This is a genomic window from Mariniflexile sp. HNIBRBA6329, from assembly GCF_043558645.1.
GTDB lineage: Bacteria > Bacteroidota > Bacteroidia > Flavobacteriales > Flavobacteriaceae > Mariniflexile.
In genome coordinates this window covers 79,641-103,326 of sequence record NZ_JBIFXS010000004.1, presented here as the reverse complement: position 1 = coordinate 103,326, position 23,686 = coordinate 79,641, and the positions used below count along the sequence as shown (strand labels likewise).

Below are 23,686 nucleotides of genomic sequence, written 5' to 3'. Positions count from 1 at the left end.
TATTTATTTTAAATGCAATTACTATCCGATAGAATTTTAAACATGGCTCAGTCTGCTACGTTAGCTATGGCTGCAAAAGCAAGAGAGTTAAAAGAAGAAGGCAAAGACATTATTGGGTTAAGTTTGGGTGAACCAGATTTTAATACACCTGACTTTATTAAAGATGCCGCTATTCAAGCAATTAACGACAATTACAATTCGTACTCACCTGTTGATGGGTATGGCGATTTAAAACAAGCTATCATCACTAAGTTTAAGCGTGATAACGGCTTAACTTACACGCCAAACCAAATTGTAGTTTCTACAGGCGCAAAACAATCGTTAGCAAATATTGCTGCGGTTATGACCAACAAAGGCGATGAAGTTATTATGCCTTGTCCTTACTGGGTTAGTTATGCCGATTTGGTAAAATTAAACGATGGTATTCCTGTTGAAGTTAAAACAAGCATTGATACCGATTTTAAAATGACACCTGCACAGTTAGAAGCGGCTATTACACCAAAAACAAAAATGATTTGGTTTAGTTCGCCTTGTAACCCAAGTGGCTCTATTTATAGTAAAGAAGAATTACGCGGTTTAGCTGATGTTTTGGTGAAATACCCTAATATCTACATAGTTTCTGATGAAATTTATGAACACATAAACTATGTTGGCGGTCATGCAAGTATGGCTCAATTTGAAGATATGTACGACAGAACCATTACTGTAAACGGTGTATCGAAAGCGTTTGCTATGACTGGATGGCGTATTGGATATATTGGTGCTCCTGAAAAAATTGCTCGCGCATGCAACAAAATGCAAGGTCAAATTACAAGTGGTGCTAACTGTATTGCACAACGTGCTACTATTACTGCGCTTAACGAATCGCCAAGTCGTGTACAATACATGATTGATGAGTTTAAAGTTCGTCGTGATTTAATTTTAAGCCTATTAGGTGAGATTGAAGGTTTTAAAACAAACGTTCCTGAAGGTGCTTTTTATGTATTCCCTAACATTTCTTATTTCTTTGGAAAAACCATAAAAGGACACACTATTAATAATGCTTCCGATTTTTCAATGTTTCTATTAGCTGAAGCTTTAGTTGCAACTGTTGATGGTGAATCGTTTGGAAATCCAGATTGTATTAGAATTTCATATGCGGCTTCACAAGAACAAATTATTGAAGCTATTAAACGTATTAAAGTGGCTGTAAGTTAAAAACTTCGCTTTTATAAATATAAAAAAAGACTGCTTTTGGGCAGTCTTTTTTTGTTTTGCTTAATATTACTAATTTACAGCGTCTTCAATTCCATCTCCTACTTCTTCCACACCATCTTGAATTTTTTCTCCAGGTGTCTTTTTCTCTCTACAACTTGTAAAAACAAGCCCCACTGTAACCAAAAGTAAAAATGTATATACTAATTTTTTCATCTTTTTGTTTTTTTAAGTTAATTAGAGACCTTATTAAAACTGATATCTAATACCTAAAGCAATATCAAAATCTAGATCGTTATTATCATAAACCTCATTACCAAAACCTATTTCTGGTCTAAAGTCTAACGAAATCAATAAAGGAATATCAAAATTGTATTCTATACCAATATCACCTGCTGCAAAGGCAAACGTATCGGTATAATCATTTCCATTATTATTGTTAAAACTATAAGATCCTAAACCACCACCAACACCAGCGTACCAATTAAAACCTCCATCTATATTCCAAACCCATTGGTGTAATGCTGCTAGCTTAAAACCATCATAGTATTTACCATCTCTCCAACCTAAGTCTAATTCTAACCTACGATCTGGAGCTAAACGCGCTTGGTAGGATATTTCGCCTCCAAAACCATCGCTATCACCTAATCGCAATCCCAATGCGTTTTTCGAAATGTCTTGTGCATTCATTGATACACTTGCTATTAATACTAAAATACCTGTTATTAAATATGTTTTCATTTTTTTGATTTTTAAGTTATTTATTTACTAATGATTATTTTTTTGCATCGGCATTTTCTTCCGATTTGGCACCCATCCTGTTAAATGTGTACATAGGTGCGAATTTCAATTTTAAACCGGCAATTTTTCTATTATCAGCACTCGACAGGCCTTCTTTTTCAACGGTATTTTTTCTGGTGTCTATAGCTTCATAAAGCAATTTGATTTCATCCCAATCTTCTCGAGAATACGAATCTTTATTTTTAGCAACGGTATCAACAAAATTTTGGTAAACACTTAAAATATTGTCTTTGTTAATCCATTCAAACTTCATATCGCCTCCTGTATATTGACCGCCAAGTAATGATTTACGCATCATCACCTTAGATGCTTCAGCTTGCTTTCTTTCGTTTTCTGCAATTACTTCTGCTTTATACGTTTCGTATTTTACAGTAGATTCGTCTATGGACATTTGTAAGTCGGCATTTTCTTCAACAGATGCAACCGCGCTATTTGTTTCCGCTTTCATTTCCAGGTAATTTGCTTCAATAGCTTCCCAGTTTTCTGCTGCTTTATCGGCCGCTACACTGCTTACGGAATCAATATATTGTTCATATCTATCTACTTTTTGTTGAGCCAGTTCTTTTTGGCTATCGGTACATGCCACAAACATTACGGATGCAGCTACCATTACTAATGTTCTTTTTAGTGTTTTCATTTTCTTTATTTTTTTTTTTAATTTATTTTTCTTTATCTGTACTTACTTTTTTTGAAATAAAATTGGTTACTGTATACTGCATAGCATATCCTAAAATCTTTTTCACTAAAGAATTTGATTTGCCTACGAGTATTTTTTTTGAAAAATACCCACCTGTAATACTTAATATGGTTTCAAAAAGATTTGTCTTTACTTCTGTCCCCTCTCTAAAATCTTTTACAGCTTGGTTGAATATGTTTATGGGTCTAAAATTTTCGGAAGTTTCATAAAATTGAAGTTTTAATTCTTCATATTCCTCCCGTCTCCTTTCCTCAAGAAGCAGCATAGCATCATTTAATAACTCAATCTGATTTTTAGGCTTCTTCATGATCGTTTTCTTTAAGGATGTCTGGAATATTAAAATCGGAATTTTTAGATTTTAATAATTTTGCAATTATTAAGTTGGCTACGGGTGTTTCAATAAGTTTGTCCTTAAACTTATAAAGCACTAAAGCCAATATCAAATAAAACCCAGACACTATAAAAAACCCTAAATAATATTCATCTAATAGATTACCTATAAATAGGCTTAAACCTATATTAACAAATAGCGTAAACATGGCTACAACTATAACAACAAGCACTATAGATGTTAAGGATGAAAGTACATCGGCCGTTTTATCAACTGCTTTTAGTGCGAGTAATTCAGCACTTATTTCGGTGTACTTTTTGGCCTTTTCATAAAGCATATCAATACTTTCTGCCATATTCCCTGGGTTATTCATTCTTTTTAATTTTTAAAATTTACAGTTTCTCATTCACTGTTTTCTTAACTTCTTTTTTTCCTTTTTCTAAAATTTCCTCCCCATTCTTAACCACTGAGTCGTATTTTTTTGATACGGTATCTAAAAAGTTATCGAACTCTTCTTTTAAGCTTTCTTTAGCTTCTACAGTTTTGTTCTTTATTTTTTTTCTGGTTTTTGATCCTTTATCTGGCGCAAATAGCACACCTAATACTGCGCCTGTTGCAATTCCTGCTAATACTCCTAATACACTTGATTTCATAATTTAAATTTTTTGTTTTTTTCTATTGTTAATTTCCCTTCGTATGATGGTGTTTTTGTTGTTTTAATTTTAGGCATAAGCTAAATGCCCTTACCGCCTATTAATCTTAGTAAAATGGCTACTACAGCTATTACTAATAAAATGTGAATTAATCCTCCTGCACTGTAAACAAAGAACCCTAAAGCCCAACCTATTACAAGCACTACTGCTACTAGATATAATAAACTTCTCATAATATTATTTTTTTAATGGTTAATAATTATTTTAATGTTTTAAACGATTCCACAATACTTGATTTTACTACACCAACTTTAACAAATGAATTCACTATTCTTTGTGCTTCTTCTAAGCTTGTTGATACACCTGTAGAATGTCCATTATTGGTTACAACATTCCATGTATATATCTTTTCGCCTGCTTCCAAAGCATTATCTATAAATGGCATGGGTGTAATATTTTTTTTAAGAATTTTTTCTCCTTTTGCAACATGAGCTATTTCTTCATTTACTTTATTTATGCTTTCACAGGTTCCTGTAAAAACATCAAACTCCGTTTCTATAGTCCATTGATATGATGCTGTTGTATAGCTATTACTGTTACTGATTTTTGCTTCAGCCGTATTATTGTAAAGCATACTTGACGCCACTATACCTGTTGCTATGATTGCTTTTTTCATAATACTTGTTTTTAACTATTACTAATTCTTTTTAATTATTTTGTTTATTTGATTTAAGTTATAATCTAACTTTACTAATATTTTTGCTGCTAGCACTTTAAAATCTATATCGCTTGTTATGTTCGATAAATATTCCAATTGCATGATTTCACTTTCTAACAGTTCCTTTACTTTACTTAGATATGCTTTAGAAAAATCAGTTTTATCAATTTCATTTAGTTCCTTAATTTCCTTTTTATCTAAACTATTTGGTAGCAGTATTAATTTTTTATAGGCTAAATCATTTAAGCTTTTATTAATTTCTGTATTATCTTTTATTAGCTTATTTGATATGGTTTTTACACTATAAATTGTACTTCTTTCTGCTGATAGTTGACTCAAACCAATTATAGTTTTGTTTAAAACAACTATGTCTGAAAGCACTTTAGCTTCTTCTATATTGGTTTTTACTCTATCGTTTACAATTTCACTATTGAATAAATTGTTGTCGTTTTCTTCTCTATCAAAATCGCAAGAAATAAAGCTGACACCTACTGTTATAATTAGTGTGAGTACTAAGTGCTTTATTATGTTTTTATTAATTGTCACTTGCTATTGTTTTACTACATTACAAAGATGCAACCCTCTTTAATATTTTGTGTTACAGTATTTTTTGTGTTTGTTATAGAATTTCAACACATGCCAAAAAAAATCATATTTTCCGCATAAAAAAGCCCCAAAGTATTTTTTACTTTAGAGCCTTTTTATAAAACTATTTTGAATGCTTAAACTGCTTATACAGGGAGATAAATGGTGAATACAGCACCTACTTGCGGTTCGCCATTGGCTATAATAATACCGTTGTGGTTATCTACAATTTTTTTACAGATTGAAAGCCCAACTCCTGTTCCTGAATAATCTTGTTTGTTATGAAGTCTATTAAACAATTCGAATATTTGTTCGGCATATTTTGGTTCGAAACCGATGCCATTATCTGAAAATGTTATTTTATGATAATGGCTTTTTGGTACATTTACCAAATTTGAATGATCTTTAGAATTGACTTTTGAATACATAACCTTAATGATTGGCACCACATCATTTTTACTGTATTTTAACGAATTGCTTAATAAGTTTAAAAACAATTGGTGTATTTGAAAAGGTATTACAGATAGTGTAGGCAGCTCATCACTTGTAATTAAAGCATCTTTTTCCGCAATGGTCTCTGCCACATCTTGTTTTGCATTTTCCAGTAGTTCATTTAAATTGGTTTCAACAAATTCTTTGTCGGGTTTGTTGGTTCTTGAAAACTGAAGCAAATCGTCTATTAACAAACGCATTCTGGTGGCAGCTGCATTGATGCGTTCAAGGTATTGAACTCCCGAACTAGAAAAGTTTTTCGCTTCTTTTTCTTCCAACCTAGATATAAACGTTTGTATTTTCCGGAGCGGTTCTTGCAAATCATGACTGGCAACATAATTGAATTCTGAAAGTTCGGCGTTGTTTTTTTCGAGTTCCAAATTACGCTCTTCAAGTGTTAAATAATTTTCAATTTCATCTGAAATATCAGTTATATTACCAACAACTCGTTTATCTCCGTCTGAATTCACCAATAATTTACCATAGCCTTTTAAATGTCTTACCGTACCGTCTTTTTTAATAATTCTAAAGTATGTAAAAGGCAAATCTTCTGTTTTCATCATTTCATCTATATCTAAAGCAAACTTTTGCTTATCGTCTGGATGAACAAACTCCATAAAGTTTTTTAAAGTAGATTTAAAAGCACCTGGGTTTTCACCTAAAACCCGATACAGATTATCTGAAAACGTAAAAGTATTTGTGTCTACATGCCATACCCAATTACCATGCTTTCCAATACTTTCTAATTGAATTGTAGCTTCTTTAAATATTGACAGTTGGTTATTAAATAGTTTAATATTTTTAAAATCATTACTTATTCTATTATATGAAATTATGATTAGCACCAATGTGAACAAAAGCAATAAATACAAGAACAAGGGGGTAAATTGCAAATTACTTTGGTACTGTTTTTGGCGTTCTTTAAGTTCCTGATTTTCAATTTCAATCATCTCGTTAACTTTCTGCCTAATAGAATCCATAATTATTTTTTCTTCAAAAAAATTAGATTTAAATTCTTCGGTTAACGTAAGTTTGTTTTCAACAAACGCATTAGTTTGTGTAAAATTTCTAAACAAATTATCAATATATCTGCTTAATATTTTTAAATTTTCTTCTTGAACCTTACTATGGCTCGCTATTTCTTTTAATTCCGCAAACGATTCATTAACATTTTCTCGGGCAGTTAAATAGGGGTCTAAATGTGTAGTGTCTTTAGTTAAAATATAATTCCTATGACCGTTTTCGGCATCTTTTAAGTATGAAATAACTTGCTCTAACTCTACATTAACTTTATAAGTACTAACAACTTGTTTGGTAGAGTTTGTTAAATTAGAAATATGCCGGTATGTAAAACCACCTATTACTAAAATAAGAAATACGCTGACTAGAAAAACGATTCTTAAAAATAAAGCCGATTTTGTAAATACCAGTTTGTTCATCACAGCCTCATTAAAAAATTATCTTTATCTAAACCGTTGGTATGGTATTGCCAATTAATAGACACCACTTCTGATAAGACTTTTTTAAGCTCTTTAAAACTACTTGGCTTTTTTATGTAAATATTGGCCCCTAACACAAAGGTTTCTTCAATATCTTCTTCGGATGCTGATGTGGAATAAATGGCAATGGCAATATCAGACATTTTGTTATGGGCTTTAATTTCGTTTAAACATTCTATTCCAGACTTTTTGGGCATGTTCAAATCCAAAAAAAGCACGTTTGGCAATATAACATCATCGCTTTTTAAATAGTCCATAAGTTCTACCCCATCGTTAAAAGTATTCACTTTGGTATTCATATTTAATTCATCAAAAGCATCGGTGAAAAATAGTCTGTCGTCTTCGTCATCATCAGCAAGAATGATATGTATATAATCGTTTGGCATATTAATATTTTGTAAATACTATTATTTTTTTTGTTGGGCTATGGTTCGACGTTTAGAAATAATGCGTTGAAAAGCAGATGGTGTAATACCTGTAGCATTTTTAAATTGCGTACTTAAATGTGCAACGCTGGAATAATTTAGCTTAAAGGCTATCTCGGTTAAACTTAAATCGGTAGTTAATAGTAATTGCTTGGTATATTCTATTTTTTGAATGATTATGAAATTTTCGATGGATGTATAAGTCACCTCAGAAAACAGGTTGGATAGATAGCCGTAACTATGTCCTAATTTTTCAGATAAATACACAGAACTTTTAACGTTTACTTCCGAATCTTCATTAAAAACCATATCAATAATAACATCTTTAATTTTTTGTACTAAGATACTTTTTTGGTTTTCAACTATTTCAATTCCGAAGTCGTTTAACGAATTGTTTAAAATTTGGTAAGTTTCTGATGGAACTTTTTCTAGCAACTCAACTTCTCCAAAAGCCAAAATGCGATACTTTATATTAAGGGCATCAAGTTTTGTTTCTAAAACTTTTTTACAAACGGTGTTAAAGTCGAACTTTATAAATAATGTCATATAGCTTATAATTATTGTAAAGTTAAGAAAGGATTTTGTTTAAACCTCAATTTATTTCAAACCACAACCTATTTTGCTTTTCTAATACGCTTCCATTTTTTTAAACGCATGCGTGCCCTACTGTGAAGGTGTTTATTTACGGGTTCGCCAATAAGGAATCCATAAGCTTCATATCCTGGCGTATTATCAAATAATATTTTTAAGGTTGCTGTAATTGGTAAGGCTAAAATCATCCCTGTGATGCCCCAAAGCATGGAAAACAGCACCAACGATGTAATAACAACAAAGGCATTTACGCTTACTTTAGATCCGGTAATTTTTGGGGTTATAAAATTGCCTTCTAAAAATTGAATGAATCCAAAAATAGCGATAACACCAAAGGCATACCATGCCGAATCTTTAGTTGCCAAAGCTAATATAGCTGGCAATAACGACCCTATTATTACTCCTATATACGGAATTAACAATAAAATGGCTGCCAAAAACCCAAAGAAAAACGGATTGCCTATACCTAAAATTAGCAAGCCTATACTATTTAAACAACCAACTATAATGATGACCTTTATTAGACCCAACAAGTAGTTTTGTTGTATTTCATATATCTTCTTTAAAATGCTATTTATAAATGATTTTGATTTTGATTTGAATGCTTTATAAATAAAGGTTCTAAAAAAACTTCTATAATAGAGAAAGAAAAATATGTAGATGGGTATTAACACCAAATCACTTAAAAGGCTACTGGACTCGGTTAAAAGAAGTCCTATTTTATCTAAATTATCTTTAATTATGTTTTCTGCTTTAAACTCCTGTTCAGAAAAAAGCCTGTTGTTGCCTATATTGAATGTGTGTTCTAAACTGTTTACTGATTTGTGAAATAGTTCGCCCAACTTTTGCGAGTAAATTTCACTATTATCCATAAAATACATTAACCGTGTGCTAATTAAAAAGAAAAGTAGCGCTGTTAAAATAAACAAGGTTATTAAAGACGTAACTGTTGCAAATAGCCTATTACAACGCCATCGTTTTTCAAGAAACCTTTGGATGGGGAATATCATAACGCTAAGTATAATAGCGAACAATATGGGTACTATAAATGGCTTTAATATGTATAAAACAAAAACCACCGCAATTAGTGATAATAAACTAAATGCACTGTGGCTTACATGGTTTTTTGCATTCATACTTCTGTTATATTTCAATAAAAATAGAAAACTGCTTAGAGATTACAAAAACATGATTTCATTAACCAACCAAACAACCATTTCGTGTAACTACTCTAAGCAGTATATATTTTCTACAAATCAGAAATAATTTTGTGTATTTCCTCTTTTGTTTTTCCAAGTTTTTCTTGTAATCTACCAACCAACTCGTCTTGCTTTCCTTCTGCTAAAAGCAAATCATCGTCCGTTAATGTGGCATATTTTTGTTTTAATTTTCCTTTTAGCTCGTTCCAGTTTCCTTTTATTTCTGCACTATTCATAATTTTAAATTTTTATTATTAAACTTTTTTACCAGCTAAAAAGCTAATAAGTAGCGCCACAAGTCCCAAACCAATAGTTATATATGCGTTGGTGTTATCTTGTGCCTCTACAAGATCTAAATCTCCAATACTTATTTTTGTTTCTGGAATAATCATATTATAAATGCCATAACACAACAACACAATACCTACTATCATTAAAATTGATTTTACACTCTTATTCATAGCTTTATAGTTAACTGGTTGCAAGAGCACTTTACTCTTTGACACAAAGATAGAGTGATAGCTAAGGTTTACTGTTACACAATTCTTACAGTTTGTTATAGAATTTTAATAAGGTGAGTGTTTTGGTATAAAAAAACCACTTGAGTAAAGTGGCTTTAGATTATTTATGATATGTATAATAAAAAGGCAATTAAAGTAAACAGCATAATTATAGTGGCTATTATTTGCCGAATCCTGTTTTGTTTGTTTTTAATTTGAAGACGTTCTCTAATTTCCTCTAATTGTTCTGCTGTGGCTTTTGGAAATTCCTTTAACTCAATATTTGAATAACTCCCTTCCAAAGTTTTGGTTTCTTTTCTTTTTGCCAAAAGGCTACGGTTGTTTTTTAGCGAGTTATTTGCAGCCATCATTGCACCTTCTCCACCCATAATTTCTAAGTTTTAAAAATGAATACTAATTGATTTTTTTAAAAAGCTGCTTTTAACTATTAGTATTGTATTTTATTGAAATGTTACAAAGGCTGACGGGAATTTATATGTTGAAAAGTTGGTTTTGGAATAATTTAAGAAATATTATTGTTTAGCTCAATTCATGGGAAACTACCCTGCTTTACAAGTGTGTTAGCGATAGAAGAGGATGGCTTTTGGCGAGTAGGCTCAGCGAGCTAAAACTAGTAACCTTTCGACTGCTCTCAAGGTAAACTTATAGTATAACTCTTTGGGTAACGTCAAAATATTAAGAATTCGTTTAATTATCTATTTCGCCAAAAGAATGGGGTAAACAGAATGAGTACGGTAAATAGTTCTAAACGCCCAATAAGCATTAAAAAAGAAGACCACCATTGTGCTAACGGTGGCAATGCGGCATAGTTGTTTACGGGACCAAAATTACCCAACGCTGGTCCAATATTACCCAAACTGGAAGCGGATAGACCTATGGCCGATTCAAAATCTATATTAAACATAGAAAACACCAAAGCTCCTACTATAAACGACAGCATATAGAGTATAAAAAATGCCAATACATTAAATACAATAAACCTATTGATGGCTTTATTATTGTAACGAACGGGTACAATGGCATTAGGGTGCAGTGTTCGCTTAAATTCTAAAAAACCGTTTTTAATAAGGATTAAATGGCGCACTACTTTTACACCACCCGAAGTACTTCCTGCCGACCCGCCAAGAAACATGAGCCCGAAAAAGAAAACTGTTAAAAAGGGCGTCCATAGGGTATAATCTGCACTTATGAAACCGGTTGTAGTAATAACCGTTAGTACTTGAAATAGTGCATGCCTAAACACGCTTTCGCCCTCGCCCCAAACCATAGGGTGGTTGATGGACGATTTAGATATATCTGCATAAAAATAAATAACCAGTGCCGCAATAATGGTAAAAACCGCTACAAACTTAAAGTAGAGTTTAAACTCTTCATCATTAATTATTTTTTGAACTTTTCCTTTGAAGGCGAAATAACTTAATACAAAGTTTGAGCCCGCTAAAAACATAAACAATATGATGATGTATTGTATTACGGGTTGGTTATTCCAATAGGCTACACTGGCATTCTTTGTTGAAAACCCACCTGTGGAAAGCGTTGCCATGGAATGATTGATAGCATCGAAAAACGACATACCTGCCAGTTTAAGCAACAAGGTTTCGGCTGCGGTGTAACCAAAATAGATGAGCCATAAGCGTTTAGCAGTATCGGTTATTCTGGGGTGTAATTTATCGCCACTGGGTCCTGGAGCTTCAGCGGCAAAAAGCTGCATCCCTCCTATGCCCAATAAAGGCAAAATAGCTATGGCCAGTACAATAATACCCATACCACCTATCCAGTGTGTGGTGCTACGCCAAAACAATATCCCTTCGGGCATTATTTCAATATCGTTTAAAATGGAAGCTCCTGTGGTGGTGTAACCCGATATGGTTTCAAAAAAAGCATTGGTAAAATTGGGGATGCTTTCCGTTAATACATAAGGCAAAGTACCAGAAAGCGACATAATAATCCAACCAAAGGTTACTACAATATAACCTTCACGTTTATTCATTTCTTTTTTATGCTTGGTGGTAAGAAGCATGGTTACTATGCCAATTATGATGGTAAACAGACCCGCAAAAAATATTTGGAGCGTAACCCCGTCTTTATAAATCAAACTTATAAGTGCAGACAATAGCATAAAACCGCCATTAAACAACAATAGCAATCCTAAAAAGTGAAAAATAATTTTATAGTTGAGTTTCAATTCTTATTTTTTTTAAAGGAATAATTTTTCAACCCGTTTAATGGACTGAAGTAAGCAACATACCACAACACGATCACCCTCTTGAATTTTGAAATCACCAAGTGCAATCATACCAACACCATCTCTAATAACACCTCCTATAATGGCAGACCTAGGAAAATCGATAGCCCTAATGGTTTTGTTACAAACTGCCGATGTACCTTTTACTTCAAACTCCAGCAATTCAGCATTCAGATTGTTCAGTTTTGTCATGGCAACTACTTCACCGCGTCTTATATATCTAAAAATATTATTGGCGGCCAATAGTTTTTTATTTACCAGCGTATCAATACCTATGGAGTGCGAAAGCTCAAAATAATCCATATTTTCAACCAATGCTATGGTTTTTTTAACGCCTTTAGATTTAGCAACCAAACAAGACATAATATTAGTTTCGGAGTTTGCCCCCACAGCAATAAAAGCATCCATGTCGCTTAGGTTTTCTTCGTCCAATAAATCAACATTGCGCCCGTCGCTATTAATAACCAATACCTTTGTAAGTATTTCGGCAAGTTCAAAAGCTTTGTCTCTATTGCCTTCCAGGAGTTTGACGTTAAAGCCTTTTTCGCTTAAATCCCTTGCTGTTTTAAAACCTATTTGACTTCCGCCTAAAATCATTACATTTTTCAAGGCTTTATTCATTTTCCCGGTAAGCCTACACAGTTCATCCCCACCACCTTCCGACGTAATAAACACCACATTATCACCCCGTTTAAACTTTGTATCGCCACGAGGAATGATGGTATATTGCGTACCAAAACGCTGAATGGCAATAGGCACAAAATGCAATTCCGGAAAAATTTGAGCTGCTTCCTTTACCGTTTTTCCAACAAATGATGCCGACCTAGACAAGGTTAAACCCGCCATGGTAAGCGCTCCATTTTCAAACTCATAATTTTCATTGAATGAAGACTGTTTTAATGATAATTCAATTTCTGAAGCCGCTAAAGCTTCAGGAGAAATCAACTCATCTATACCAAATTTTGTAAACCCAACTTCTTCTTTATGATGAATAAATTCGGTATTTGAAATCCTAGCAATGGTTTTTTTAGCGCCCAATTGTTTGGCCAACACACAAATGGTAATATTGGTGGTTTCACTTGAGGTTACAGCTATAAATAAATCGCAAGTATTAACACGGGCTTCTTTTAAAATAGCAATAGACGTGGCATCGCCTCTTATAACTCGAATATCTAAATGAGTATCGGCATAGGCTAAACTTACCTTGTTTGGGTCTATTAAAGTAATTTCTTGAGATTCGTAAGATAGCAATTTTGCTAAATGAAATCCAACTTCACCAGCTCCAGCAATAATTATTTTCATGTGTTTACTTCAATTGTTTTTTTCAATGGTTAGTTAGAGCATCTATATAATAGTTTCAATGTGAATCAAAATTCCGTTATGAATGTTTCATCTATTAGCGTTCATTTTAAAACACCTTTAAAGGTAGTGCAATATACTATAATTTACAATTCATGAATTAAAATAGCTTTATGCAACCAATAATATACTATAAATTGTATTAATTAAATATTGTAGAAAAGATAAAATTAATCAAGCAACTAATGTATTTAGATTTTAATTGATATTTTAAAGTAGAAATAAATTATGTAGGTTTGCCAAAAAAAAACAGCACATTGACAAAAATTAAGCCTTACAAAGACAGCGATTTAGGAAAAAAAGAACAAGTAACCCAAATGTTTGATACCATTTCTGGAGATTATGATGGGCTGAACCGCGTTATTTCTTTTGGAATTGATATTAAATGGCGAAAAAAAGTAGTAAAACTTGTTAAGAAAACCAATCCTGAAACCATATTAGATATTGCCACTGGAACAGGTGACTTAGCTATTAATTTAGCCGAAACCAATGCTACCAAAATTATTGGTTTAGACATTAGTAGCGGTATGCTAGATATTGGTAAGGAAAAAATAAAGAAGAAAGGTTTAGAAACTAAAATTGATATGATTTTAGGCGATAGCGAAAACATGCCTTTTGATAATAATAGTTTTGATGCCATTACCGTTGCTTTTGGGGTTAGAAACTTTGAAACGCTTGAAAATGGCTTAAAAGAAATTTACCGTGTACTAAAACCTAATGGCACATTTGTTATTTTAGAAACTTCCATTCCAACCAAAACACCTTATAAACAAGGGTATAAATTTTACACCAAAAACATTTTACCTCTTATTGGAAAACTGTTTTCTAAAGATAGAAGTGCTTATAAATATTTATGCGAATCGGCATCTGTTTTTCCTTATGGTGAAGCTTTAAACAATATTTTACGTAAAATTGGGTTTATTAATGTTGAAGATTTTCCGCAAACATTTGGTGTTGCGACAATTTACAAATCATCTAAATAAAACTATGAAGCATTTTTTTGCATGTATCGTATTACTGCTACTATTTCAAACTTCAAATGCACAGCTATTTAAGAAAGAAAAAGTAACTTATGATGCTAACTCTGGAAACGGTTCTACAGATAACAACTTATTGCGTTGGGGCTACTTTTTAGGTATTAACAATTATGATTTCAACTTCGATTACAACGAAGATTTGCGCGATATTTATGTAAAACGAAGCCCTGGTTTTAGTGTGGGACTTATAGGAAACTTACGTATTAACGATTATTTAGATTTACGTTTAGAACCCGGTTTATTAATTACAACCAGAGAACTTTATTATAGCCAAACCTACTTTGATGGTGTAGCCTTTACAGAATCGGATTTAATACGCGAGGTAAAATCCACTTATATACATGTGCCACTATTGCTAAAAGTATCAACCAAACGCATCAATAATTTCAAGCCCTTTATAGTAGGCGGTTTTTCAACGGCATTGAACCTGTCTAGTAATGAAGAAAACCCAAACGACAACGCAAACGGGCAATTTAGAACCACCAAAAACAATGTGTTTTACGAACTTGGTTTTGGTATAGACTTTTATCTATACAATTTTAAATTCACACCATCTATTCGTGGATTATTCGGAATTAACGATGAACTTGTTCGCGATGAAGACCCAAACAGTCCTTGGACAAACAACATAAACAGCATGAAAACCAGAGGTGTTTTTGTGAATTTCACGTTTCAATAAATGTTTGTTGTTTAGTCGTTTGTTGTTTAGATGTTCTAAACCATTCGACTTAACAACCTACAACTAAACGACTCACCTTCGTTTAAATTCACTCAATAAAATAGCGGTAGCGGTGGCCACATTCAAGCTTTCGGTGGCTTGTAAATCGCCAAATCTTGGGATGGATATTTTCTCGGTTATTACTGCTTCCACTTCTTTTGAAACGCCGTTGGCTTCATTCCCCATAACCAAAACACCTTGTTCTGGAAGTTTACTTTTATAAACGTTTTCACCTTCCATAAACGCACCAAAAACAGGTAAGTTTGTCGATTTTAAAAAATCAAACAAATCAACATAACTAATATTCACTCTTGTAATAGAACCCATGGTAGCCTGCACCACTTTGGGGTTAAAACAATCTACCGTTTCGTTGCTACAAACTAAATTTTTTATACCAAACCAATCACAAAGCCTTATAATGGTTCCTAAATTCCCAGGGTCTCTTACGGCATCAAGCGCCACAATAAGTCCGTTGGTTTCAATAGGTTTTTCTTGTGGTATTTTAAAAATTGCCAATGCGGTATTGGGCGTTGTTAAAAAACTTATTCGCTTTAAATCGGTTTCAGAAATTAAAATTTCATTTTTGGCATCAATATTGAATGTTTCAGTCGTATATAACGCATGAAGTTCTAAATGAGATTGCAGTAGTTCTTTTATGGTTTTAACACCTTCAACAACAAAAAAACCATGTTGCTGTCTCTGTTTTTTTTGCTTTAAACTTGTTATTAATTTTATTTGACTTTTAGACAACATAATTTATTGATTATGAAAATGAAAATAAACACACTAAATAATGTATTTTTGAGTCCGCAAAGGTCTTAATTTTTAACCAAATAGTTTATTAATACCTTTGAACCTGAATTAATTTTAATTTGATTTGAAATGAGTTACAAAAAACTCCAAAAAACATACGAGTTTCAATATTATGAATTACATCTGACCATTTTAAAAAACAGAAATTAGCAGATGAAATTACAATTCGTAAAAATAACACTTTTAGTTTTAATTACAGTATACCTTACATCCTGTGATGCTGTAAAACGAGTTCCGTACAACCAACATTTACTTACCAATAACACCATTTTAATAAACGGTAAAAAAGACAATACCGAAACAATAAATAATTTATTATACCAAGAACCGAACAGCAAAATCCCTCTTATTGGCACACCTTTGCGTTTACACATATATAATTTAGCTCGAAACAACAGAGATTCCTTATTTGAAGTTTGGTTAGACAAAAAACCGAACCGCAGAGAACGTTTAACAAAACGCTTATCTAAAAAACAGTTGGATAAATTAAAAAGGTCCTCTATTGGGTTTAATAATTGGCTCCGAAAAACAGGAGAAGCACCTGTAATTGTTAGTGAAGATAAAGCTAAAAAATCGGCAGATAGACTTGAAGCCTATTACACAAACAATGGTTGGTTTGATGTTGAAGCAAGTTATAGCATCAACAAAAAAGATAATAAACGTGCGGATGTGGAGTACCAAGTTGAAACGGGCGTTCCTTTTGTTTTAGATACCATTTCAGAAAAAATAAAATCTGAAGTTGTCAATTCAATTTATCAAAAAACAAAAAAGAATTCGTTAATTAAGCATAACCAACAATACAGGTCTACAAATTTTTCGCAAGAACGCGAACGTATTTCAAATGAATTGAGAAACTCGGGCGTCTATCATTTCAACCAGGATTATATCACTTTTGAAATGGATACTATTGGAACCAACAAAAAAGTAAATGTTGATATTCTAATTCAAAATAGAGCCATAAGAACACAAGATTCTGTAAAACGAGTGCCATTTGATATTTACAGAATTAAAGATGTAAATATTATAACCGATTATACATTTGAAAACCGAAACAAACCTTTTCAAGATTCTATAACTTACGAGGGCTATAAAATTTTTAGCTATGATAAAATCAAATACCGACCAAAAGCACTAACCGACGCTGTATTCATTACACCCAATACCCTTTTTAAAGATAGCGACCGAACACTAACTTACAGACATTTAAACGAATTGCGTACTTTCAAATATCCTAACATTGAATATATTGAAAATGCCGATTATACATTAACAGACACTATTAGATTAACCCCTTTAAAGAAATTCAGTTTAGGTTTTAGTACCGATGTTTCAACAAGTAATATTCAAACTATTGGGTTTTCATTAAACCCAAGTTTAATGATAAGAAACGTTTTTAGAGGCGCCGAAACTTTAGAATTATCAGCCATTGGTGCCATTGGTGCTTCAAAAGACAAAAACGAAAACGATCCTTTTTTTGATATTAATGAAATTGGTGCCAATTTAAAATTAACCATTCCACGGTTCTTTTTTCCTTTTAACACCGAAAAAATCATCCCTAAATACATGTCGCCAAGTACGCGAATAAGTTTAGCAACAACCAGTCAAACCAACATAGGATTGGACAAGCAAACTTTTAGCAGTACTTTTAACTATAATTGGCAACCTTCATCCAAAATTACCAATAGCTTAAATGTTTTTAATATTCAATATGTAAGAAATTTAAATATTGAAAATTATTTTAGTGTTTATGAGAATTCATATAGCTCGTTAAATAACATTGCTAAAAATATAAATTATACCGACGAAGATTTAGCAATTCCTTCCGAAACAAATGATTTTTTATCATACGTTTTAGCAAATCCAACACCTAGTGGAATTTCATCTACACAGTTAGCAACTGTAAACAGCATAAACGAACGCAAACAACGGCTTACAGAAAACAACTTAATTATTTCATCAAGTTTTAGTTTTACCAAGGATGAGCGTACCAATTTGTTTGATAACAATTTCTCCATTTTTCGCTTTAAATTAGAATTGGCAGGTAACTTACTTTCAAGTTTGTCTGATGTTATGGGTTTGGATAAAAACGCGAACAATAAATACGAACTTTTTAATGTGGCTTATTCTCAATACGTAAAAACCGAATTAGATTATGTAAAACATTGGAGTTTGGGCAAAAAGAATGTATTAGCTACCAGAAGCTATTTTGGTATAGCCATACCTTACGGAAACTCCAATAACATACCGTTTTCCAAAAGTTTCTTTGCAGGTGGTGCTAACGATAATCGTGCGTGGACCGCTTACCGTTTAGGTCCTGGAAGTTCAGAATCCAGTAACGAATTTAACGAAGCTAATTTAAAATTATCTTTTAGTGTAGAACAACGTTTCAATTTATTTGGCAATTTGAACGGTGCCATTTTTGTTGATGCTGGAAACATTTGGAATGCTTTAGACGATGTAACGGATGAAAATGCTAGGTTTACAAATCTAAGTTCTTTAAAAGATATTGCCGTAGGTTCTGGTTTTGGTCTCCGCTACGATTTCAGCTTTTTTGTTTTCCGTTTTGATATCGGCTTTAAAACTTACGATCCTTCTTACCAAGACCAAAACCGCTGGTTTAACGACTATAATTTTTCTAATGCCGTTTATAACATAGGTATCAACTATCCATTTTAACTTTTAAATCATTCAATATAAACTATAACGTTTTAGTACTTTTTTAGTGTTTTCAAACCATAAAAACACTGAAAATAATTTAAAAATTGATTACTTTTGAATTTCACAAACTAAAATAAAATTTCAAATAATTATGGGACATAACATAAAACCGGGCGTTGCTACAGGAAAAGAAGTACAAGCCATTTTTAAACTTGCAAAAGAAAAAGGATTTGCTTTACCTGCCGTTAACGTTATTGGGTCAGATACAATTAACGGTGTATTAGAAACTGCTGCAGCACTAAATGCGCCTGTAATTATTCAATTTTCTAATGGTGGTGCTCAATTTAATGCTGGAAAAGGCTTGAATAACGATGGACAAAAAGCTGCTATTGCTGGTGCTATTGCAGGGGCAAAACATGTACACACGTTAGCTGAAGCTTATGGCGTTCCTGTAATTTTACATACAGACCATTGCGCAAAAAAATTATTGCCTTGGATAGATGGTATGTTGGATGCTAGTGAAAAACATTTCGCTGAAACCGGAAAATCGCTTTTCAGTTCACATATGATTGACCTTTCGGAAGAACCAATTGAAGAAAATATTGAAATATGTAAAAGCTATTTGGAAAGAATGTCTAAAATGGGAATGACTTTAGAAATAGAGCTTGGCATTACAGGTGGTGAAGAAGATGGCGTAGATAATAGCGATGTTGATGACTCTAAATTATACACACAACCAGAAGAAGTTGCTTATGCTTACGAAGAACTAAGCAAAGTAAGTGACCAATTTACCATTGCTGCTGCTTTTGGAAACGTACATGGTGTTTACAAACCAGGCAATGTAAAATTGACTCCAAAAATCTTAAAAAATTCTCAAGATTACATCTCTAAAAAATACAGTGTAGGTCATAACCACATCGATTTTGTATTCCACGGCGGTTCAGGTTCTACAGTTGAAGAAATTCGCGAAGGTATTAGCTACGGTGTTATAAAAATGAATATAGATACCGATTTACAATATGCATTTATGGCTGGTATACGTGATTATATGGGATCTAAAGCTGATTATTTGAAAGGGCAAATTGGTAACCCTGAAGGTGAAGATTCTCCAAACAAAAAATACTACGATCCACGTGTTTGGTTACGTGAAGGTGAAAAAACATTTATTGAGCGTTTAAAACAAGCGTTTGAAGATTTAAACAATGTGAACACACTATAAAACAAATGTATTATTAAATTATAAAAATCCTGTTTAAAGCAGGATTTTTTCATTTATAAATACTTACAAAAAATTATTTCACCAATAAAAAAGGCAAGGTGTTACACCAAAATTAAAATAAAACTTTAATTTTGTAATCTAGCTTTTAGCTTTAGCTATAATAATAAAAGCCCAAAACCCTAACAAATAACGATATAAGGTTTTAAAATCTGAAATCGTAAATCATAAATCGCGAATCATTATGTCTTGGTTTAAAAGAAAAACAAAAGGAATAACAACAACAACAGAGGAAAAAAAAGATACTCCTAGAGGACTTTGGTACAAATCTCCTACTGGGAAAATTGTAGATACAGACGAACTTGAAAAGAATTTCTATGTAAGTCCAGAAGATGGCTACCACGTTCGCATAGGAAGCAAGGAGTATTTTGAAATACTTTTTGATGATAATAAATTTAAAGAACTAGACGCTAACTTAGAATCTAAAGACCCGTTAAAGTTTGTTGACACTAAAAAATATCCAGATCGTTTAAAAGCGGCTCAAGACAAAACCAAATTAAAAGATGCGATACGTGTTGGCGTTGGTAAATCTAAAGGAAAAGATTTGGTCGTTGCCTGTATGGATTTTGCTTTTATTGGAGGTTCAATGGGAAGTGTTGTAGGTGAAAAAATTGCGCGTGCTGCCGATTATTCATTAAAAAACAATGTACCTTTAATGGTTATCTCAAAATCTGGTGGCGCACGAATGATGGAAGCCGCCTTGTCGTTAATGCAGTTAGCAAAAACATCGGTTAAGTTAGCACAATTGGCTGATGCTGGCATTCCTTATATTTCATTATGTACCGACCCAACAACTGGAGGCACCACAGCATCGTTCGCTATGTTAGGCGACATTAATATTGCGGAACCTGGCGCTTTAATTGGTTTTGCAGGACCTCGTGTTGTAAAAGACACAACAGGTAAAGATTTACCGGAAGGCTTTCAAACCTCAGAATTTTTATTGGAACACGGTTTCTTAGATTTTATTACTTTAAGAAAAGACTTAAAAACCAAAGTTAATCAGTATTTAGATTTGATTTTGAACCAGCCTTTAAGAGCTTAAAAATTATTGATAATATATTATATACATCTAACATTTGTAAATCATAATTAATTACTATATTTGCCGCTCGAAAGAAAGTCTTTCGTGTACATAAAAATTATTTACAACAATATTAGCATGTATTTAGATCAAAAAGAGAAAGAAGCTATCTTTACAAAACATGGTAAAGGTGCTAAAGACACAGGTTCTGCAGAAGGACAAATTGCATTATTCACTTACAGAATTAATCACTTAACTGAGCATTTAAAAAACAATCGTAAAGATTTTAATACGGAGCGTTCTTTAGTGAAATTAGTAGGTAAGCGTCGTGCTTTACTAGATTACTTAACTAAGAAAGATATCTTAAGATATCGTGCGATAGTAAAAGAATTAGGATTAAGAAAATAAAAAAAAGAGGCTTTTCAGCCTCTTTTTTGTTTTAAATATAACTCTGCGCAGAGTCTAAACCCGTATTGAAGAAGCTTATTATAGTTTTTCATTGGTCACACAACAACTACACACAACAACACAACGACCATTGTTTAATTAGAATTAAAAAATTTATGATTCCAAAAGTTTTTAAAGAGGTCATTGACCTTGGTGATGGAAGAGAAATCTCCATTGAAACCGGAAAATTAGCAAAGCAGGCACATGGGTCTGTTGTTGTGCAATCTGGAAAATGTATGCTTTTGTGTACAGTTGTTTCCAACTACCAACAAAGTGATGTTGACTTTTTACCGTTAACGGTAGATTACAGAGAAAAATTTGCTGCTTCTGGGCGTTATCCTGGAGGTTTCTTTAAAAGAGAAGCAAGACCTAGTGACGGCGAAGTATTAACAATGCGTTTAGTAGACCGCGTTTTACGTCCGTTATTCCCAAAAGATTATCATGCTGAAACGCAATTAATGATACAGTTAATGTCTCATGATGATGATGTTATGCCAGACGCTATGGCTGGATTAGCAGCTTCGGCAGCGATTCAATTAAGTGATATTCCTTTTGAAACACCTATTTCTGAAGTAAGAGTTGGTCGTGTTGATGGTAAATTTGTTATTAACCCAACAAGAGCTCAACTAGAAGTTTCTGATATTGATATGGTTATTGGCGCATCTGCTGATTCTGTAATGATGGTGGAAGGTGAAATGAATGAGATTTCTGAAGAAGAAATGGTAGACGCTATTAAGTTTGCGCATGATGCCATTAAAGTACAATGTGCTGCGCAGGTAAAATTAGCAGAGGCGTTTGGCAAAAAAGAAACTCGTGAATATGAACCGGAACGCGAAGACGAAGCTTTAGCTAAAAAAGTTCATGATTTAGTTTATGATAAAGTATATGCTGTAGCAAGAGCCGCATCGGCAAAACACGAACGTAGCGCTGCTTTTGAAGCTATTAAAGAAGAAGTTAAAGCAACGTTTACCGAAGAGGAATTAGCTGATTTTGGTGGTTTAGTTTCTAAATATTTCTACAAAGCTGAGAAAAAAGCGGTTAGAGATTTAACCTTAAATGAAGGTTTACGTTTAGATGGCCGTAAAACGACTGACATCAGACCAATTTGGTGCGAGGTTGATTACTTACCATCAACACACGGTTCTTCAATCTTTACTCGTGGAGAAACTCAAGCACTAGCAACGGTTACTTTAGGAACTTCTAGAGAAGCAAACCAAATAGATATGCCATCTTTTGAAGGTGAAGAGCGTTTCTATTTACATTATAACTTCCCTCCTTTTTCAACTGGTGAAGCGCGTCCATTAAGAGGAACGTCTCGTCGTGAAGTAGGACACGGAAACTTAGCACAACGTGCTTTAAAAGGTATGGTACCTGCAGATTGCCCTTACACTGTAAGAGTCGTATCCGAAGTATTGGAATCTAACGGTTCGTCTTCTATGGCAACTGTTTGTGCTGGTACTATGGCGTTAATGGATGCTGGTGTTCAAATGAAAAAGCCTGTTTCTGGTATTGCTATGGGATTAATTTCTGATGCAGATACTGGTAAATATGCCGTTCTTTCTGATATTTTAGGTGATGAAGACCACTTAGGTGATATGGACTTTAAAGTAACGGGTACTGCCGATGGTATTACTGCTTGCCAAATGGACATTAAAGTAAAAGGTCTATCTTATGAAATTTTAGTGAATGCTTTAAAACAAGCACAAGCTGGACGTTTACACATCTTAGGCAAGTTAGTGGAAACTATTGCTGCACCAAATGCAGATGTGAAACCACATGCGCCTAAAATGATCACGAGAGTGATTCCTAACGAATTCATTGGTGCTTTAATTGGACCTGGTGGAAAAGTTATCCAGGAATTACAAAAAGCTACCAAAACAACGATTGTTATTAACGAAGACCCAATTACCGAAGAAGGTATTGTAGAAATTTTAGGAACAGGACAAGAAGGCATTGATGCTGTATTAGCTAAAATTGATTCGTTAATGTTCAAACCAACAGTTGGTAACTCATACAAAGTTAAAGTTATTAAAATGCTTGATTTTGGTGCTGTTGTAGAATATTTAGATGCACCAGGAAACGAAACCTTATTACACGTAAGTGAATTAGCATGGGAACGCACTGAAAACGTAAGTGACGTAGTTAATATGGGTGATGTTTTTGAAGTGAAGTATTTTGGAGTTGATCCAAAAACGCGCAAAGAAAAAGTATCTCGTAAAGCGTTGTTAGAAAAACCTGAAGGTTATGTTGCAAGACCACCAAGAGATAATAACGACCGTGGTGGACGTGATAACAGAGGTAGAGATAACCGTGGGCGTGATAATCGTAGAGATGATCGTCGTGATGACAGAAAACCTAGAGAAGATAGAAAAGACGATTAAGTTTTTTTTAATCTAATAAATTTAA

At 33.1% G+C, this 23,686-nt stretch carries 27 protein-coding genes; 8 read left to right on the top strand and 19 right to left on the bottom strand.

All coding sequences use genetic code 11. From position 1 onward, the window contains the following. Positions 1 to 12 precede the first annotated feature (12 nt). Positions 13 to 1,197, top strand: coding sequence for a pyridoxal phosphate-dependent aminotransferase (locus tag ACGK9U_RS07095; protein ID WP_394465671.1), 1,185 nt, complete (start codon positions 13 to 15; stop codon positions 1,195 to 1,197). Between the two features lie 69 nt (positions 1,198 to 1,266). Here the strand turns inward: ACGK9U_RS07095 and ACGK9U_RS07090 are convergent, their stop codons facing one another. The 18 genes from ACGK9U_RS07090 to trkA form a co-directional block, all read right to left on the bottom strand. Next, entirely contained in the window at positions 1,267 to 1,410 is a 144-nt protein-coding gene (locus ACGK9U_RS07090; RefSeq protein ID WP_394465670.1) for a hypothetical protein, read from the bottom strand. A 33-nt stretch (positions 1,411 to 1,443) separates the two neighbouring features. Next, entirely contained in the window at positions 1,444 to 1,935 is a 492-nt protein-coding gene (locus ACGK9U_RS07085; RefSeq protein WP_394465669.1) for a hypothetical protein, read from the bottom strand. Between the two features lie 34 nt (positions 1,936 to 1,969). After that, positions 1,970 to 2,632: a hypothetical protein gene (locus ACGK9U_RS07080; RefSeq protein ID WP_394465668.1), complete on the bottom strand. Its 663-nt coding sequence runs from the start codon at positions 2,630 to 2,632 to the stop codon at positions 1,970 to 1,972. 22 nt (positions 2,633 to 2,654) lie between these two features. Further along, positions 2,655 to 2,999, bottom strand: a complete 345-nt coding sequence (locus tag ACGK9U_RS07075) for a hypothetical protein (RefSeq protein WP_394465667.1) — start codon at positions 2,997 to 2,999, stop codon at positions 2,655 to 2,657. Next, the gene (locus ACGK9U_RS07070; protein ID WP_394465666.1) at positions 2,986 to 3,396 is read right to left on the bottom strand and encodes a hypothetical protein; all 411 of its coding nucleotides are present in this window, start codon (positions 3,394 to 3,396) and stop codon (positions 2,986 to 2,988) included. The genes ACGK9U_RS07075 and ACGK9U_RS07070 overlap by 14 nt, the downstream gene beginning before the upstream one ends. A gap of 19 nt (positions 3,397 to 3,415) precedes the next feature. Then, positions 3,416 to 3,676 (bottom strand): YtxH domain-containing protein, encoded by a 261-nt coding sequence (locus ACGK9U_RS07065; protein WP_394465665.1) that lies wholly within the window; start codon positions 3,674 to 3,676, stop codon positions 3,416 to 3,418. A gap of 80 nt (positions 3,677 to 3,756) precedes the next feature. Continuing rightward, entirely contained in the window at positions 3,757 to 3,909 is a 153-nt protein-coding gene (locus ACGK9U_RS07060; protein WP_394465664.1) for a lmo0937 family membrane protein, read from the bottom strand. Positions 3,910 to 3,935: 26 nt separating this feature from the next. Then, positions 3,936 to 4,352: a hypothetical protein gene (locus ACGK9U_RS07055; RefSeq protein ID WP_394465663.1), complete on the bottom strand. Its 417-nt coding sequence runs from the start codon at positions 4,350 to 4,352 to the stop codon at positions 3,936 to 3,938. 21 nt (positions 4,353 to 4,373) lie between these two features. Further along, positions 4,374 to 4,940, bottom strand: a complete 567-nt coding sequence (locus ACGK9U_RS07050; RefSeq protein WP_394465662.1) for a DUF4142 domain-containing protein — start codon at positions 4,938 to 4,940, stop codon at positions 4,374 to 4,376. 185 nt (positions 4,941 to 5,125) lie between these two features. Further along, complete coding sequence (locus ACGK9U_RS07045; protein ID WP_394465661.1) at positions 5,126 to 6,910, bottom strand: CHASE3 domain-containing protein; 1,785 nt, start codon at positions 6,908 to 6,910, stop codon at positions 5,126 to 5,128. After that, on the bottom strand, positions 6,910 to 7,356 hold the full coding sequence (locus ACGK9U_RS07040) for a response regulator (RefSeq protein ID WP_394465660.1): 447 nt from the start codon (positions 7,354 to 7,356) through the stop codon (positions 6,910 to 6,912). Before ACGK9U_RS07040 ends, ACGK9U_RS07045 begins: the two co-directional genes overlap by 1 nt. A 21-nt stretch (positions 7,357 to 7,377) precedes the next feature. After that, entirely contained in the window at positions 7,378 to 7,941 is a 564-nt protein-coding gene (locus ACGK9U_RS07035; protein ID WP_394465659.1) for a helix-turn-helix domain-containing protein, read from the bottom strand. 68 nt (positions 7,942 to 8,009) lie between these two features. Then, a complete protein-coding gene (locus ACGK9U_RS07030; protein WP_394465658.1) occupies positions 8,010 to 9,122 on the bottom strand; it encodes an AI-2E family transporter in 1,113 nt (370 codons plus the stop codon). Positions 9,123 to 9,235: 113 nt separating this feature from the next. After that, a complete protein-coding gene (locus ACGK9U_RS07025; RefSeq protein WP_394465657.1) occupies positions 9,236 to 9,421 on the bottom strand; it encodes a CsbD family protein in 186 nt (61 codons plus the stop codon). Positions 9,422 to 9,439: 18 nt separating this feature from the next. Next, positions 9,440 to 9,646: a hypothetical protein gene (locus ACGK9U_RS07020; RefSeq protein WP_394465656.1), complete on the bottom strand. Its 207-nt coding sequence runs from the start codon at positions 9,644 to 9,646 to the stop codon at positions 9,440 to 9,442. A gap of 164 nt (positions 9,647 to 9,810) precedes the next feature. Further along, positions 9,811 to 10,074 carry a hypothetical protein gene (locus tag ACGK9U_RS07015; protein WP_394465655.1) on the bottom strand — a complete coding sequence of 88 codons (264 nt, stop codon included), beginning with the start codon at positions 10,072 to 10,074 and terminating at the stop codon, positions 9,811 to 9,813. A gap of 323 nt (positions 10,075 to 10,397) precedes the next feature. Next, the gene (locus ACGK9U_RS07010; protein ID WP_394465654.1) at positions 10,398 to 11,891 is read right to left on the bottom strand and encodes a TrkH family potassium uptake protein; all 1,494 of its coding nucleotides are present in this window, start codon (positions 11,889 to 11,891) and stop codon (positions 10,398 to 10,400) included. 12 nt (positions 11,892 to 11,903) lie between these two features. After that, positions 11,904 to 13,253: a Trk system potassium transporter TrkA gene (trkA, locus tag ACGK9U_RS07005; protein ID WP_394465653.1), complete on the bottom strand. Its 1,350-nt coding sequence runs from the start codon at positions 13,251 to 13,253 to the stop codon at positions 11,904 to 11,906. 314 nt (positions 13,254 to 13,567) lie between these two features. On the opposite strand from trkA, the gene ubiE reads away from it, so the two are divergent. Next, entirely contained in the window at positions 13,568 to 14,293 is a 726-nt protein-coding gene (gene ubiE, locus ACGK9U_RS07000; protein WP_394465652.1) for a bifunctional demethylmenaquinone methyltransferase/2-methoxy-6-polyprenyl-1,4-benzoquinol methylase UbiE, read from the top strand. Between the two features lie 4 nt (positions 14,294 to 14,297). Then, a complete protein-coding gene (locus ACGK9U_RS06995; RefSeq protein ID WP_394465651.1) occupies positions 14,298 to 15,026 on the top strand; it encodes a porin family protein in 729 nt (242 codons plus the stop codon). Positions 15,027 to 15,098: 72 nt separating this feature from the next. Here ACGK9U_RS06995 and ACGK9U_RS06990 read toward each other — a convergent pair whose 3' ends face one another. After that, on the bottom strand, positions 15,099 to 15,818 hold the full coding sequence (locus ACGK9U_RS06990) for a TrmH family RNA methyltransferase (RefSeq protein WP_394465650.1): 720 nt from the start codon (positions 15,816 to 15,818) through the stop codon (positions 15,099 to 15,101). Between the two features lie 213 nt (positions 15,819 to 16,031). Here ACGK9U_RS06990 and ACGK9U_RS06985 point away from each other — a divergent pair, with 213 nt between their 5' ends. The 5 genes from ACGK9U_RS06985 (at position 16,032) to ACGK9U_RS06965 (ending at position 23,661) form a co-directional block, all read left to right on the top strand. Beyond that, the gene (locus tag ACGK9U_RS06985) at positions 16,032 to 18,554 is read left to right on the top strand and encodes a BamA/TamA family outer membrane protein (RefSeq protein ID WP_394465649.1); all 2,523 of its coding nucleotides are present in this window, start codon (positions 16,032 to 16,034) and stop codon (positions 18,552 to 18,554) included. 133 nt (positions 18,555 to 18,687) lie between these two features. After that, on the top strand, positions 18,688 to 19,755 hold the full coding sequence (fbaA, locus tag ACGK9U_RS06980) for a class II fructose-bisphosphate aldolase (protein ID WP_394465648.1): 1,068 nt from the start codon (positions 18,688 to 18,690) through the stop codon (positions 19,753 to 19,755). 241 nt (positions 19,756 to 19,996) lie between these two features. After that, positions 19,997 to 20,854 (top strand): acetyl-CoA carboxylase, carboxyltransferase subunit beta, encoded by an 858-nt coding sequence (accD, locus tag ACGK9U_RS06975; protein WP_394465647.1) that lies wholly within the window; start codon positions 19,997 to 19,999, stop codon positions 20,852 to 20,854. Between the two features lie 117 nt (positions 20,855 to 20,971). After that, on the top strand, positions 20,972 to 21,241 hold the full coding sequence (gene rpsO, locus ACGK9U_RS06970) for a 30S ribosomal protein S15 (RefSeq protein WP_209656607.1): 270 nt from the start codon (positions 20,972 to 20,974) through the stop codon (positions 21,239 to 21,241). A 155-nt stretch (positions 21,242 to 21,396) separates the two neighbouring features. Beyond that, positions 21,397 to 23,661 carry a polyribonucleotide nucleotidyltransferase gene (locus ACGK9U_RS06965; RefSeq protein ID WP_394465646.1) on the top strand — a complete coding sequence of 755 codons (2,265 nt, stop codon included), beginning with the start codon at positions 21,397 to 21,399 and terminating at the stop codon, positions 23,659 to 23,661. Positions 23,662 to 23,686 lie beyond the last annotated feature (25 nt).